The 15,066-nt window shown below is 65.3% G+C and carries 12 protein-coding genes; 2 read left to right on the top strand and 10 right to left on the bottom strand.

Going from position 1 to position 15,066, the window contains the following annotated elements:
- Window positions 1-156: 156 nt before the first annotated feature.
- From VFF99_RS09160 to VFF99_RS09205, 10 genes are all read right to left on the bottom strand, one after another.
- Window positions 157-1,584 carry an aldehyde dehydrogenase (NADP(+)) gene (locus VFF99_RS09160; protein ID WP_325017111.1) on the bottom strand — a complete coding sequence of 476 codons (1,428 nt, stop codon included), beginning with the start codon at window positions 1,582-1,584 and terminating at the stop codon, window positions 157-159.
- 21 nt (window positions 1,585-1,605) lie between these two features.
- Window positions 1,606-2,964 (bottom strand): glucarate dehydratase, encoded by a 1,359-nt coding sequence (gene gudD / locus VFF99_RS09165; RefSeq protein ID WP_325017113.1) that lies wholly within the window; start codon window positions 2,962-2,964, stop codon window positions 1,606-1,608.
- Window positions 2,965-3,030: 66 nt separating this feature from the next.
- Window positions 3,031-3,990, bottom strand: a complete 960-nt coding sequence (locus VFF99_RS09170) for a tripartite tricarboxylate transporter substrate binding protein (protein WP_325017115.1) — start codon at window positions 3,988-3,990, stop codon at window positions 3,031-3,033.
- Between the two features lie 30 nt (window positions 3,991-4,020).
- A complete protein-coding gene (gene kdgD, locus VFF99_RS09175; RefSeq protein WP_325017117.1) occupies window positions 4,021-4,932 on the bottom strand; it encodes a 5-dehydro-4-deoxyglucarate dehydratase in 912 nt (303 codons plus the stop codon).
- A 583-nt stretch (window positions 4,933-5,515) separates the two neighbouring features.
- Window positions 5,516-6,595, bottom strand: a complete 1,080-nt coding sequence (locus VFF99_RS09180; RefSeq protein ID WP_325017119.1) for a LacI family DNA-binding transcriptional regulator — start codon at window positions 6,593-6,595, stop codon at window positions 5,516-5,518.
- A 55-nt stretch (window positions 6,596-6,650) separates the two neighbouring features.
- Entirely contained in the window at window positions 6,651-7,145 is a 495-nt protein-coding gene (locus VFF99_RS09185) for a hypothetical protein (protein ID WP_325017121.1), read from the bottom strand.
- 26 nt (window positions 7,146-7,171) lie between these two features.
- Window positions 7,172-8,122 (bottom strand): glycosyltransferase family 4 protein, encoded by a 951-nt coding sequence (locus VFF99_RS09190; RefSeq protein WP_325017123.1) that lies wholly within the window; start codon window positions 8,120-8,122, stop codon window positions 7,172-7,174.
- Between the two features lie 66 nt (window positions 8,123-8,188).
- Window positions 8,189-9,190, bottom strand: coding sequence for a radical SAM protein (locus VFF99_RS09195; protein ID WP_325017124.1), 1,002 nt, complete (start codon window positions 9,188-9,190; stop codon window positions 8,189-8,191).
- A complete protein-coding gene (locus VFF99_RS09200; protein ID WP_325017126.1) occupies window positions 9,187-10,305 on the bottom strand; it encodes a glycosyltransferase family A protein in 1,119 nt (372 codons plus the stop codon). The genes VFF99_RS09195 and VFF99_RS09200 overlap by 4 nt, the downstream gene beginning before the upstream one ends.
- A gap of 120 nt (window positions 10,306-10,425) precedes the next feature.
- Window positions 10,426-12,225, bottom strand: coding sequence for an ABC transporter ATP-binding protein/permease (locus VFF99_RS09205; protein WP_325017128.1), 1,800 nt, complete (start codon window positions 12,223-12,225; stop codon window positions 10,426-10,428).
- Window positions 12,226-12,611: 386 nt separating this feature from the next.
- Between VFF99_RS09205 and VFF99_RS09210 the strand changes: the two genes are divergently transcribed.
- Together VFF99_RS09210 and VFF99_RS09215 are read left to right on the top strand one after the other, a co-directional pair.
- Window positions 12,612-13,697 carry an Hsp20 family protein gene (locus VFF99_RS09210; protein WP_325017130.1) on the top strand — a complete coding sequence of 362 codons (1,086 nt, stop codon included), beginning with the start codon at window positions 12,612-12,614 and terminating at the stop codon, window positions 13,695-13,697.
- Window positions 13,698-13,779: 82 nt separating this feature from the next.
- Window positions 13,780-15,045 carry a cation:proton antiporter gene (locus tag VFF99_RS09215; RefSeq protein ID WP_414691519.1) on the top strand — a complete coding sequence of 422 codons (1,266 nt, stop codon included), beginning with the start codon at window positions 13,780-13,782 and terminating at the stop codon, window positions 15,043-15,045.
- The last annotated feature ends 21 nt before the right edge of the window (window positions 15,046-15,066 follow it).

The following is a 15,066-nucleotide window of genomic DNA, read 5'->3' on the forward strand; positions in this document are numbered from 1 at the left end:
CGACCGATGAAGAAACACCACGCCGGTTCCGTCGGCCATGACGGCCGACGGCCTACGCAAAAACGACACGGATGAATTTGCAAAACGACTTGACTTCAAACGCATCATAGAAGGGTGGGTAGAGCGCAGCGAAACCCACCAGTCCCATAAAGTACCCTACCGATAATCCCCCACCAACCACGCCGGCGCATCCTGCAACGCAACCGGCCGCAGGAAACGCTGCATCGCCATCAACCCGACTGAAGTCGTCTGCGGCGCCGTCGAGGCGGGCCACGGCCCGCCGTGATGTTGCGCGCGCGTGACCGCCACACCGGTCGGCACGCCGCTGAACAAGACTCGTCCCGCCATGCTCATCGCGGCGCCCACAATCGCGCGCGCATCGGCATCGCCGCTTTCCGCGCCCCACACCGTTGCCGTCAGGCTGCCGCCCACCGCCTGCAATGCCTGCTGTGCCTCGGCAACCGTCCGCGCCTTCATGACGAGGCAGGAAGGCCCGAAGATTTCATGCCGCAGTTCAGGATGCGCGATGAAGGCGGCGATATCCACCTCCACCAGGTTGGGAACCGGATTCCTGCCGGGGTCCTGTTCGCTCCGGGTCAAGCGCCGGGCCGCCGCGTGCGATACGAGGCGGGCCACGCCGGAATCGAAGGCCGTGCGGATCGTCGGCGACAGCATCGCGTGCGGCGCCTGCGCGTCCATCTCTTCGGCCAGCAGTCGCACGAAGCTGTCCGTCGCATCGCTGTCGAGCACGATCAGGACGCCGGGGCTGGTGCAGAACTGGCCGCAGCCGAGCGCGATCGATGCCGCCAGCGTCTTTGCCAGTTCCGGGCCCTTTTCGCGCAGCGCCGCAGGCAGCGCAACGATGGGGTTGATCGAGCCGAGCTCGCCGTAGAAGGGAATCGGCTTGTCGCGGCCCTGCACTTCCTTTTGCAGCGCCGCGCCGCCGGCAAAGGAGCCGGTGAAGGCAACGGCTTCGATGGCAGGATGGCGCACCAGCCGGATGCCGACTTCCTTCGTCGCGCCTTCCACCATGCCGATCACGCCGTCCGGCGCACCGCATGCCTGTACCGACTCAAGGGCGAGCGCATAGACGGCGCGCGAGAGGCGGGGATGCGCGGGGTGCGCCTTGACGACGACCGGGCAACCCGCCGCCAGCGCCGAGGCCGTGTCGCCGCCCAGCACCGAGAACGCAAACGGGAAATTGCTGGCCGAGAACATCGCCACCGGGCCGAGGGGAACGTTCACCCGCAGCAGATGCGGGCGGCCGGCCGGCGGCGCACCGGGCACCGCCGCGTCTTCAATCGCCTGGAAGGGGTCGCCGGCGTCAACGGCATCGGCAAAGGCGCGCAGCTGAAAGGCGGTGCGGTCGAGCTCGCCGTTCAGCCGGACTGGTCCGAGCACGGTTTCCTCGTTGGCCAGCGCCACGAGCTGTTCGCGCCCGGCTTCCAGTCCTTCGGCCAGCTTGCGCAGCAAGGCGCTCCTGGCCGCCGCATCGGATGCGGCCCACGCCGGGCCGGCAGCCGCGGCCTTGGCGACCGCGCTGTCGATTTCGTCGGCGGTCGATTCACGAATGATGTCTTGCATGATGTTCCTTCAGGTAAGAAGTCAGGGCCGCACGAGGCAGGGCTTCTTGTTGTCGAACTTCCAGCCGGGGATCAGGTATTGCATCGCGACGGCATCGTCGCGCGCCCCAAGTCCCATGTTGCGGTACATCTGGTGCGCCGCTTCGAGCTGGTCCATGTCGATCTCGATGCCGAGGCCGGGTTTCTTCGGCACGTCCACCATGCCGCCCTTGATCTGCAGCGGTTCCTTCGTCAGGCGCTGGCCGTCCTGCCAGATCCAGTGGGTATCGATGGCCGTGATCTTGCCCGGCGCGGCGGCGGCGACGTGGGTGAACATCGCCAGCGAAATATCGAAGTGGTTGTTGGAGTGCGAGCCCCAGGTCAGGCCCCACTCGTGGCACATCTGCGCCACGCGCACCGAGCCCTGCATGGTCCAGAAGTGCGGGTCGGCGAGCGGGATGTCGACCGATTGCAGCTGGATCGCATGGCCCATTTCGCGCCAGTCGGTGGCGATCATGTTGGTCGCGGTCGGCAGGCCGGTGGCACGGCGGAACTCGGCCATCACTTCGCGGCCGGAGTAACCGTTCTCGGCGCCGCACGGGTCTTCCGCATAGGCGAGCACACCGTGCATGTCGCGGCACAGGCGGATCGCATCCTTGAGCAGCCAGCCGCCGTTGGGGTCGAGCGTGACGCGCGCTTTCGGGAAGCGTTCGGCCAGCGCGGTAACGGCGGCGATCTCTTCCTCGCCGCGCAGCACACCGCCCTTGAGCTTGAAATCGTTGAAGCCGTAGCGCTCGTAGGCGGCCTCGGCCAGACGCACGACGGCTTCCGGCGTCATCGCCTTTTCATGGCGCAGGCGGAACCAGTCGTTGTCGGCATCCGGTTCGCTCGGGTAGGGCAGGTCGGTCGCCTTGCGGTCGCCGACGTAGAACAGGTAGCCGAGCATTTCCACCTGCTCGCGCTGCTGGCCGTTGCCCAGCAAGGCGGCGACCGGCACGTCGAGGAATTGCCCGAGCAGGTCGAGCAGCGCCGCTTCCAGCGCCGTCACTGCATGGATGGTCACGCGCAGGTCGAAGGTCTGCAGGCCGCGTCCGCCGGCGTCGCGGTCATTGAATGCCTTGCGCACCGCGTTCAGGATGTTGTGGTAGCCGCCGATCGGCTGGCCGACGACGAGCGGCCTCGCATCTTCCAGCGTTTGCCGGATCTTTTCGCCGCCCGGCACTTCGCCCACGCCGGTCTTGCCGGAGGAGTCGGTGAGGAGGACGATGTTGCGCGTGAAGTAAGGCCCGTGCGCGCCGCTCAGGTTGAGCAGCATGCTGTCGCGGCCGGCCACGGGGATGACGCGCATTTCGGTGATGACCGGCGCGCCGCGCGAAGCCTGCGCTGTGGAGGGTGCTGACATGTTCGATTCCAGGATGGGGATGATTCAGTGCGCGGACCGGACTTGCCGGCCCGCGGCGGAGTGGGTTCAGTCGAGTTCGATCTTGCCGGTTTCGATCACCTGCTTCCAGCGCGCCAGTTCCTGCGCCTGGAATTTCGCAAACTCTTCCGGCGTGTTGGCGACGATCTCGAAGCCTTGCGCAGTCAGGCGGCGCTTGGTGTCGGGATCGTTGAGCGCGCCGACGATGGCGCCCAGCAGCTTGGACTTGACGTCCTGCGGCAAGCCCTTCGGGGCGGCTACGCCTTGCCAGGAGTAGACGTCGACATTCTTCACGCCGGCCTCGCCCAGCGTCGGCACATTGGGCAGCAGCGGCGAGCGCTTGTCACCGGTGATCGCCAGCGCCTTCAGCTTGCCCGCGAGGATGTGGCCGGCAACCACGTTGATGTTCTGGAAGGACACATCCGCATGGCCGCCCAGCAAATCGTTGATGGCCGGTGCACCGCCCTTGTACGGCACATGCACGCCGCTGGTGCCGGTCTGCTGCCAGAACAGCGCGGCGGTCAGGTGGTCGGAGGAACCGGCGCCGGAGGTGGCGAAGGTCACCTTGTCCGGATTCTTCTTCAGGTGGGCGATCAGTTCCTGCAGGTTGCTGGACGGGAACGAGGGCGTCGCCACCAGCACGTTCGGCGCGCGTACCGCGACGGTCAGCAGGTCGAAATCCTTCGACGGGTCATAGGCGAGCTTCTTCTGCAGCACCGGGTTGACTGCATACACGCCGATGGAGGCCACCATGAAGGTATAGCCGTCGGGCGGCGCATTCTTCACGAAACCCGCGCCGATGGCGCCGGTCGCGCCCGGCTTGTTCTCCACCACCAGCGGCTGCCCGAGCGCCTGGTGCATCTTGGGCCCGATGGCGCGGGCGATCGAATCGGTCGAGCCGCCCGCCGGGAAGGGCACCACGGCGGTGATCGGTTTCTCGGGGTAGGCGGCCCAGGCGTTGGTGATGAGGACAGCGCCGACGGCAAACGCGGAAATCAGCTTTTTCATGGGTTATCTCCTGTGAACTCTCGTTGGAATTTACTGCGGTCCGAGTCGTGCCATCAGGGCACGCAAGGCTTCGACTTCTGTGGGTTTCAGGTCCGACAGCGGCGGACGGACGGGGCCTGCGCTGTGGCCGGCAATGGTAGCGCCGGCCTTGATGATGCTCACGGCATAGCCGGCGCAACGGTTGCGGATTTCCAGGTAAGGCAGGAAGAAATCCTTGATGATGCGGTTGGTGGTTTCAGTGTCGTTCGCGGCGTGGGCGTTGTAGAACTCCATCGCGGTGCGCGGAATGAAGTTGAACACGGCAGAGGAATAGACCGGCACGCCCATCGCCTTGTAGGCGCCGGCGAACACTTCCGCCGTCGGCAGGCCGCCGAGGTAGGCGAAACGATCGCCGAGCTGGGTGCGGATGGCGACCATGGCCTCGATCTCGCCGAGGCCATCCTTGAAGCCGACCAGGTTCGGGCAGCGGTCGGCCAGGATCTGCAGCGATTCCGGCGTCAGGCGGCAAGCGCCGCGGTTGTAGACGACCACGCCCAGTTTCACGCTGCGGCACACCGCTTCCACATGGTTGACCAGGCCTTCCTGCGAGGCTTCGGTCAGGTAGTGGGGCAACAGGAGGATGCCCTGCGCGCCCTGGCGTTCCGCTTCCTGCGCATACTTGATCGCAAGCGAGGTACCGCCGCCGGCGCCGGCAATGATGGGCATGCGGCCGCGGCAGGTTTCGATGGCGGTGTGGATGACCTGCGCATACTCGGCCGGTTCCAGCGAGAAAAACTCGCCCGTGCCGCCGGCGGCGAACAGGGCCGAAGCGCCGTAGGGCATCAGCCATTCGAGACGCTCGGCATACGGCCCCGGGTTGAATTGCAGCTCGGCGTCGAAGTCCGTCAGGGGAAACGACAGCAGGCCGCTCTGGAGGACGAGTTTCAGTTCATTCGGGTTCATCTGCTTACCTTTGGTTAATGTCGCCGACGGTCCTGCCGGCTGCTTGCGAAGAGAAAAACTGCAATAAATGTGCGTTGAATGGTACCGCTACCAAGACAAATGGTAGCGGTACCAAAAAGTGATGTCAAACTGTTTTTTGGGAAAGGAAAAAGGGGCCTTCCAGGGCTTGCTTGCGGGGTTGATGGTACGGAGAAAGCCGCTGGATCCCGGCCTTCGCCGGGATGACGGGGTGAGGTTTGGGGGTGTCTTGAAGCGAAGCCGCCCGCATTCAGATGCAGAAGGACGGGCTTGATTGGCCGCGGGCGGGCAGAAGCGGCAGCACTGCACAATCCCCTTACCCCGTCATCCCGGCGAAGGCCGGGATCCAGCGTCGTTATCGGATGCCAGTAAAGCCGCTGGATCCCGACTTTCGTCGGGATGACGGGGTGAGATGGGGGCGTGATTGACGCCGGGCGCCCGCATTTTGGATGCGGCGGGGCGTCCTCGAGCGCTTGCCTGCGGGCAGAAGCGCCAGCACTGCGTACCCTCTTACCCCGTCATCCCGGCGAAGGCCGGGATCCAGCGTCGTTAACGCGTGTCCTGCTCAAGCACTGTCCCGCTCAACAATGGCAAACCCAACATCGTGAATCGGCGACGCCACCGGCCTGCCTTCCGCACGCTCGATGATGCATTCCGCCGCAGTACGCCCGATGGCAGTACCATCGATGCGAACAGTAGTCAGCGCCGGATGCAGATCCCTGGCGAACGCAAGGTCGCCCAGCCCGATCACCGCGAGCTGCCCCGGGACCGCAATGCCACGCGCCTGCGCCTCGGTCAGCACGCCGAGGGCGAGCAGGTCTGAGCTGCAGAAAACCGCATCGATGTCCGGATACCGTTCCAGCAGGCCAGCCAGGCCCGAGCGCCCGCTGCCAAGCGTGGTCGGCGCCGGCACGACAACCGATGGAATCTCGCGCTCGCCCGCCCGGCACATGCCCAGCCCCACCGCCGCATCGGAAAACGCGCGATGACGCCGCACCGCGCGCTCGTCGTCGCCGCTGATGGTAGCAACGCGCCGCCGCCCCTTCGCATGCAGGAAGCCCGCCACTTCAGCACCGATCTTTTCGTGCGAGAAGCCGACCAGCATGTCGATCGGCGTCGGCGTCAGGTCCCAGGTCTCGACCACCGGGATGCCGCTGGCGAGCAACCGGCGCCGGCCTTCGGCGGAACGCATGATGCCGGTCAGCACCACGCCGTCGGGACGGCGGCCGATGATGGCTTCCAGCAGCGCATCTTCGCGCGAATCGCGATAGCCGCTCTGGCCCAGCATGAGCTGGTAGCCGCGCCGGGCGAGGGTTTCGGTCAGCGACTGCACCGTTTCCAGGAACACGGGACCGGCGATGGTGGGCACCACGGCCGCCACCAGCCGGCTCTTGTTGGATGCGAGGCCCCCGGCCAGCATGTTGGGCACGTAGCCGGTGCGTTCGACGGCTTCGCGCACGCGCTGCAGGACTTCGGGGGAGACGGCGCTCGGCGTATTCAGTGCGCGTGAAGCGGTGATGGGGGCCACGCCCGCCAGTTTGGCCACATCGCGAAGGGTGATGCCGCCTGCGCCGCGGCGGCCTTTCTTTTCCTTCGGCGCGTCTGTGTGCGGAGGTTGCTCGGGGTACTGCTGTTTCTCGTTCATGACGCGATTCTAGCACCTGGAAATGGTACCGATACCATCTCCAGACCCGTCCTTGCTATTTCGGCAGAAACAGCCCCTTGCTCCTTTCCTGCACGATGCCTGCCTTGGCAACGGCGCGCAGGCACATCGCCACCGTCCCGGCAAAGGCTTCGTCGTACCACGGGTTGGCGCCGCTCACTGCCACCGTGATGCCGTCCACGATGGCGCTGCCCCATAGCACCGTATCGCCCGGCGCAAGCAGGTAGGGCCGCAGTTCCTGCACCAGGTGGCTGTCCATGCCCGTACGCCACGCCACCCGCGCCTTGGCGCGCGCAAAGCCGGCATAGTCCGCATCCCATTTCGACCGGTCGCCGACGGCGTGTTCATACAGGATCGCTTCCTCGAACGAGGACGTGGCCGGACCGCGCAGCGGGTCCATCACCACGATGTACAGGAAGCCGCTTTCGCCGACCTCCTTCAGTTTCATGGCCTCGTGGATCATGGGCAGGGCGAGGCCCACCGCCTTTTCGGCGGCATGGCGGTCGATCAGGTAACTGCCGGCATGCGACATGCGTTTTCTCCTCTCTGGATAAAGTGTCAAATCTGCGTGACGAAACGGAAAGTCTTGTCCCAGTCATCGGCGAAGCGCGCGATGCCGAAGCGTTCCAGCGCGTAGCGGCGCGCACCTTCCCCCAGCTCGCGGGCGTGGCCGGGATCGCGCAGCAGTTCCTGCATGCGCGTGATGAGGGTTTCTACATTGGTATCGATGTAGCCGGAAACGCCGTTGCGGATCACCGTCGACATTTCCGTGGTTGCCAGCGCGACGATGGGCATGCCGATCATCATCGCTTCGATTACCGCGAGGCCGAGGCTGGTGTAGCGGATCGGATTGAAGAAGAAGCGGTAGGGCGCGGAGAAGGCCGGCAGCTTGGCATGCTCTACCTCGCCCAGCCCGCCGGCTTCCTGGGCGCCCATGCCGACGAGATCGAGCGGCACCGTCTTGCGCGCCTGCTCGAAGATGTCGCCGCCCAAGCGCCGCCCGCGCGTGCGGATATTGTTGATCACCACCAGCCCGCGCTCGAGGTCGCCGCGATAGACGACATCCTTCGGCACCATCACGCCGTGCTCGACCACCCGCGTCGGCGTGCGCCCGTTGCTCCACATCATCGCATTGAAATGCGTGACGTGCACCAGCAGCACCGACGGATCGTCCACCGGGTGCGGCATGTCGGTCGGATGCTCGCGCGGCGTATCGTGCTCGATGTAGATCCTCGGCAGACGGCGCTGCGCTTCGCTTAGATAAAGGTACTGATCCTTCAGGTACTGGTCGTCATCCTGGAACAGGATGCAGTCGAACTGCATGTCCTTCGCTTCCTGCACCGGGAGATCGATGACGTTGTCGCCCCAGGGAATGTGCCCGCAGCGCCCGCCGTATCCGGGCGGGCGGCCCGGCTTGGACAGCACGTAGAAATCGTGCGGCGCCTGGGTCAGGTAATACAGGTAGCTTCCATGCGTGTGCCAGGTGAGGATCTTCAGCCGTTTCTTCATGTTTTCCCCGGACGGAGTGTGGACCGAAGCCTGCGTCGCAGGCGTTCATGCAATCGTTGTGATGGATCAGAAGGTGCCGGTGTACAGCGCGCAGCTGCGGCACACTTCCGGCGGCGCGGACGAATCGAGCTGCTCGCGGAAGGCCGTGTACTTCTCATTGTTCCAGACCGCTTCCACACCGTCTTGCGCCATGTCACCGAAATGAATCCTGTCCGGCGTGGCGACCATGCAGCAGGGCATGGCCTTGCCGTCGTAGCTGACGTAGGAACCGCGCCAAGGCCAGTCGCAGCGCTGGCGGCCCGGTATGCCGGGCGGGTGGTTGCGCGGCACGAGGTTCGGCAGGCGCAGGGCGACGCCGAGCGCGGCGGCCTGTTCGCGCGCGGCGCGGAAGCAGCGCTCGACCCGTTCCGCGTCTTCGTGCAGCAGGGTCTGATCGTCGATGAAGCGGCGCATCGGCGCGTACTGCTCCGGCAGGCTCGATTCGCCGAAGTCGTGGCACAGGTGCTGCACGAAGACGGTATCGATGCCTTCCGCATGCGCCAGCGCCACCAGCCCGGGCAATTCTTCCAGGTTTTCGCGCATCGCCACCGCCACCAGGCGCAGGTGGGGCAGCGTGCTTTCCAGGCGGACTTTTGCCTGCACCAGCCGGCGCAGGTTGCGCAGCACGCGCTCGAAGCGGGCACGCAGGCGGATCGCCTGGTAGGTCTCGGGCGTGGCGCCGTCGAGCGAGATATGCATGGTGTGCAGTCCGCTGCGCACGCATTCCTCGGCACGCTGATCGGTCAGCACCGTCATGTTGGTATTGGTCGATACGCGGATGCCGCGCCCGGCGGCGTAACGCACCATGTCGAAGAAATGCGGATGCAGCAGCGGCTCGCCCAGCCCCTGCAATTGCAGCTCGGTCATCGACGGAAACTGGTCAACCAGCCGGCGGAAGACGTCCGGATCGATGAAGGCCCGCGGCTGCCCCGGTCCGCCTTCGCCGCGGAACTGGATCGGGCACATGCGGCAGCGCAGGTTGCATTGGCCGACGGGTTCGATCTGCACGTATTCCGGCAGCGGCGTCATAACAGCGGCGCTCGGAACTTGACGGCGCCGACGGCACGCCAGAACACCGCCATGGGCGGGATCAGCGCCGAGGTGACGAGCATTTCCGCCACATGCGACGGCGCCTTGGAAGTGCGCTTGAGGCGCTGCATGCAGAAGCGCCCGGTCATGTAGGCCCACAGCAGGCCGGCCAGCGCGGCCAGGCCGCCGGCCCCGGCAAGCGACGCCCCGAGGCAGGCGAGCAGGGCGGCCACGGTGACATAGAAATCCCAGCGCGGCTTCGCGCGGATCTTGCGGCGGTACAGGGTCGGATGCTTCTTGTACAGCAGCGCATCGAACTGCACCTTCTTCACCTGCTGCAGGCTCACGCCCCAACCCGCGGGGCGGATCGGGTGCATCATCACCGCCTTCGGTTCGTACACGATGTTCGCGTGATAGTCGAGCAGGCGGAACTGCAAGTCGGAATCCTCCCGCCATGCAAAGCGGAAGCGTTCGTCGAATCCCCCCAGGTCTTCGAGCACATGCTTGCGGCAGAAGCAGTTCGCGGTGACGAACTCGGCGGTTTCCAGCTGCTTCGCATCCAGCTCGTAATCCGTGGGCGTATGCGACAGCGGCATCACGATGCGGCCGCTCACCGCATCGACGCCATCCTCGAAGGCGCGCACGCCGTTCTTGAGCCAGTCCGCGCGGGCGATGGTGTCGTCGTCGGTGAAGGCGATGATGCCGCCGCGCGCGGCGCGCCAGCCATGGTTGCGCGCTGCCGCCGGCCCGTGCGGGCCCATGGACGGGATATAGGTGACGCGCGGCCCCTGGTCGGCCGTATGCGCCGACCACCCGGCGACCACTTCGCGCGTGTCGTCGTCCGGCCCATCATCCACCACAATGATTTCGAAGCGTGCCGGGTCGAAGCGTTGCAGCACCAGGCTGGCCAGGCAGCGGTTGAGCAGTTGCGGGCGGCCGCGCGTGGGCACGACGACGCTGACGGCGACCTCCACTTCGCCGGGACGCGCAAAACTTCCTTCCGTGCGGCGCAGCGGCGTCGGCACGGCACTGGTGCGGGGACGGGCTTTCAACCGGCCCGCCGGTGCGGCGTGCGGGTTTCTCCTGTCGCGGTCGAATGCAAGAATTTTCGTCATGGATACAGTCCTGGATAGCGCGACGAAGCCAAAAGACAAGTCTTGTCATTGGTTGGCAGGGAGCCGATGCAATTCCCGTTCCAACGAACTTGCTTGAGGGCGCTCAACCGCATTGCAAAGTCAGATGACAGAATGCATTTCCCTTTCCATTTTTTCGCTGTCCTCGGCACGCTGCTGCAACTGCCACAGCCTTGCATACATGCCGCCTTGCTGCAGCAGCTTCGCGTGGGTGCCGCGCTCGACGACGCGGCCGCGCTCGAGCACGATGATCTCGGTCGCATCCACCACTGTGGACAGACGGTGCGCGATCACCAGCGTGGTGCGGTTCTCGGCCAGCGTGTCGAGTTCCTTCTGGATGGCCTGTTCGGATGCGGTATCCAGCGCCGAAGTCGCTTCGTCGAAGATCAGCAGCGGCGGATTCTTCAAGATGGCGCGGGCCAGCGCGATCCGCTGTTTCTCCCCGCCCGACAGTTTCACGCCCCGTTCCCCGACAGGTGTGTCGTATTTCTGCGGCAGCGAGTCGATCAGGTCGTGGATATGCGCCGCCTTGCAGGCCGCGATGATCTGTTCCATCGTCGCGCCTTCCCGGCCGTAGCCGATGTTGTAGGCGATGGTGTCGTTGAAGAGCAGGGTTTCCTGCGGCACCACGCCAATGGCTTCGCGCAGGCTCTTGGCGCTCACCGCGCGCACGTCCTGCCCGTCGACCTTCACGCTGCCCGAACCGACGTCGTAAAAGCGAAGCAGCAGCCGCGCCAGCGTCGATTTTCCCGAACCGCTGCCGCCGACGATGGCCACCCGGCCGCCGGCGGGAATGCGGAAGCTCACGTTGTGCAGGATGGGCCGTTCCGGATCGTAGGCAAAGTTCACGTTCTCGAACGCGACTTCGCCCCGCGTGACCTGCAGCGCGGGCATGCCCGGCGGGTCGTGGATCTCCGGCTTTTCACGCAGCAACTGGAACAGCTTCTCGGCGTTGACCAGCGCATCCTTTGCTTCGCGGTACACGAAGCCGAGCGCATTGAGCGGGAGACAGATCTGGATCACGTAGGCATTGATCAGGATGAGGTCGCCGACCGTCATCTCGCGCGACAGCACGCCGTTGCCGGCCAGCAGCATGACCGAGGCCACGCCAATCGCGATGACCGCGCTTTGCCCGACATGCAGGATGAACAGCGCCTTCTGGTTGGCCACCACGGCCTCGGCCCAGTTCACCATGATGCCCTGGAAGCGGCGCGCCTCTTCCTTCTCGTTGGTGAAATACTTGACCGTATCGTAGTTGATCAGGCTGTCGGCCAGCAGGCTCTTGGCGTTCGAGTCCAGCTTGTTCACGCGCCGCTGGAAGATGGTGCGCCGGGCGGTGAATACCAGCGTGAAGCCGCAGTACAGGAGAAAGGTCACGCCGAGGATGGCCGTGTACCAGCCGCTGTAGCGGGCGGTCATGATGGCGATGACCATGCCGATCTCCAGCAGCGTGGGCACGATGGTGAACAGGCCGACGCTGAGCAGGAAGGCGATGCCCGAGGTGCCGCGGTCGATGTCGGGCAAGAGGCCGCCGATGCGACGTTGCGCGTGGAAGCGCGCGCTCAGTTCATGCAGGTGGCTGAATACCTTCAGCGCATAGGTCGCCACCGTGTGCTGGGTGACGCGCGAGAAGGCAAGGTCGCGCAGCTCGTTGAACAGGGTGCTGCAGAAACGCAGGATGGCATAGCCGGCGAGCAGGATCACCGGCAGCGCCAGCATCTGCTCGGGGCGCGACAGCTCGTCCACGATCCGCTTGAGCACCAGCGGCACCGACACCACCGCGAGTTTGGCCAACACCAGGAAAACCAGTGCCAGCGCAATGCGCCAGCGGAATTGCGATACCACCTTCCACAGGTCGCGCATGACCTTGGTATCGCTGTGCTGTTCTTCAATGGTCGACATCTCGATATGCATCCTTTCTTCAAGCACCGCGCAGACGATGCCGCGCTGTAAGCTTTACAAACGCCTGTTGCAATTTCTGCTGCCTGTCGGACGGGTAACATGCGGCCGTTTGAATCTTCGACTTCCGCTGCCTATCCTGAACAGGCGTTTGAGCGTACCGACCGCGGGGCTCCAGTGGTATGGAACTTGCAGCCGTGCCGCTGCCACCTTTCGTTTCCTGCGGCGCTGCCGCCAAGCGGAGCGCCGCGAGGACTTCATTAGCACTATTTATTCCACGACACGCAGAAACATGATCTTCGCCATTTCTTCCCCGAGGGGTAACGGAACGGCGCGGGGGCGCATGTGCGCCCGGAACGCGACGTGGAACGGAAGAAAGGAGATTCACGATGACAAGGATTGAGCAATCGATCGAGATCAACGTTCCTGTCAGCACTGCCTATCGCCAGCTGACGCGGTTCGAGCAGTACCCGCGGTTCATGGAGGATGTGGAAGAGGTGCGCCAGCTCGACGACACGCATCTCCACTGGCATACCAAGGCAGGCAATCTGGACATGGAATGGGATGCAGAGATTACGCAACAAGTTCCGGACCGCTGCATTGCCTGGCGCAACATCAACGGCCCGCGCTACGAAGGCCGGATCGAGCTGCGGCCGACCGAAGGCGACCGCACCGAAGTGAAGCTGACGATGGAGTGTGACCCGAAGCAACAGGTGCTGGCCCAGCATGGCGACGCGCAGAAGGCGATCGCCGAGCGTACCGAACACGACCTCGTCCGCTTCAAGAAATTCATCGAGAAGCTGGGCAGGGAAAGCCACGACTGGCTTGGCAAGATCAAGGATACCGAGCCGCTGACCACCGATGCCGGCGCGGCCCGGATGGCGAGCCAAGAACAGGAAGGGCGTGCGCTGTCCCGGCGCGAGCCGGCCGGCGATGGACGGGTGCCCTCAAGCGTGACCGAAGCGTGGACGGCAGGCATGCGGCCCGGCTGGATGCCCGACATGGTGCAGGCATGGAGCGATCCGCTCTCCCTGATGCGGCGCATGTCGGAAGACGTCGACCGCCTGATCGGGCGCGTCGTCGGCGGTCTGTCCGGCGCGGCGCCTTTGCAGCCGCCGGCAGTATCGGCATCCGGTTCGGCGTGGACCCCGCCGGTGGAAGTGGCGCAGCGTGACGGCAAATTCATCGTCTGCGCGGAACTGGCCGGCGTGAAAAGGGAAGATGTGAAGGTCGAGGTCAGCGGCGACCGGTTGACGATCGAAGGCGAGCGGCGCCAGGAGCCTTCGCACGGGCCGCAAGATTTCCGGCGCAGCGAGCGCGCGTACGGACGCTTCTATCGGGTGCTCACGCTGCCGCCCGGCGCGCAAGGCGATGCGGCCTCGGCCTCGCTGCAGGACGGCCTGCTTGAAGTGACGGTGCCGGTAGGCGAGGCCGCGCGGCAACGGCGGCGCATCGAAATACAGACGCGGCGCTAGCAGCGCCTGGTCGCGCACGGAGGGGCATCAAATCGAAACCGCTTACATCTGGTACCTGATCCTCGGGGCGCTGCTCCTGCTGATGGGGCTGCTCGGCTCGATCTGGCACACTCTGCCGCTCAGCCCCGCGATGCTCTACCTGCCGATCGGCTTCATCCTCGGGCCATCGGGCGCGGGCCTCGTGACGCTCGACCCATACGAGAACGCGGAGCTGTTTACGCTGCTGACCGAGATCGCGCTGCTGATCTCGTTGTTTACCGTCGGCCTCAAGCTGCGTGTGCCGCTGTCCGACCGCATCTGGCGGCTGCCGCTGCGCCTGGGGGTGATCGGCATGCTGGTCACGTCCGGCCTGATGGCGCTGATCGGCATCACCGTTTTCGACCTGCCGCCCGGTGTCGCGGTGCTGCTGGGCGCGGTGCTGTCGCCGACCGATCCCGTGCTCGCTTCCGATGTGCAGATCCACGACGTCGGCGACCGCGACCGCCTCCGCTTCAGCATCAGCGGTGAGGGCGGGATGAACGACGGCACCGCCTATCCGGTCGTCATGCTCGGTCTGTTCCTGCTCGGCGTGGAGGAGGCGCAGCACTATGGCTCGCGCTGGGCGCCGCTGCAGGCCCTGTGGGGCATCCTCGCCGGATTCGGCAGCGGATTCCTGCTCGCCCGTGGCGTGGTGAAACTCGCATTGCACCTGCGCCAGCGCTACCACAAGGCGCTCGGGATGGAAGAATTCCTCACCCTCGGCCTGATCGCCGCGTCCTACGGGGTGGCGCATCTCGTGCATGGCGTCGGATTCGTTGCGGTGTTCGCCGCCGGCGTCGCCATGCGCCGCATCGAGCACGAGCGCAGCGGAGTGACGCCGCCGTCGGAAATCATCGGCGCGGTGCCGGCGGGGGATGAACCGGCCGTCGCGACCCATCCTGAAAAAGCCCCGGCCTACATGGCCGAGACGGTGCTCGGATTCAACCAGCAGCTGGAGCACATTGCCGAGTTCGTGATGGTGCTTTTGCTCGGCATCATGCTTTCCGTCGCCGGGCTGAGCTTGGAGGGCGCGCTTGCCGCGGCGCTGCTGCTGCTGGTCGTGCGGCCGCTGTCTGTGTTCGTTTCGCTCATCGGCGAGCAGACCGGGCGGACGCAACGCGTCCTGATGGGCTGGTTCGGCATCCGCGGCATCGGTTCGCTCTACTACCTGATGTTCGCGCTGCAGTACGAATGGCCGCTCGCCATGAAAGAGCGCCTGGTGTCGCTGGTGCTGACGGCGGTAACGATCTCGATCCTGCTGCACGGCATCTCCGCGACGCCGCTGATGGAGCGGTATCACAAGCGGCGCCTTCCGATCGTGGATAAATGATAAGACAGGAATGAAAGGAAA

Source organism: Noviherbaspirillum sp. (genome assembly GCF_035654295.1).
Lineage (GTDB): Bacteria > Pseudomonadota > Gammaproteobacteria > Burkholderiales > Burkholderiaceae_D > Noviherbaspirillum.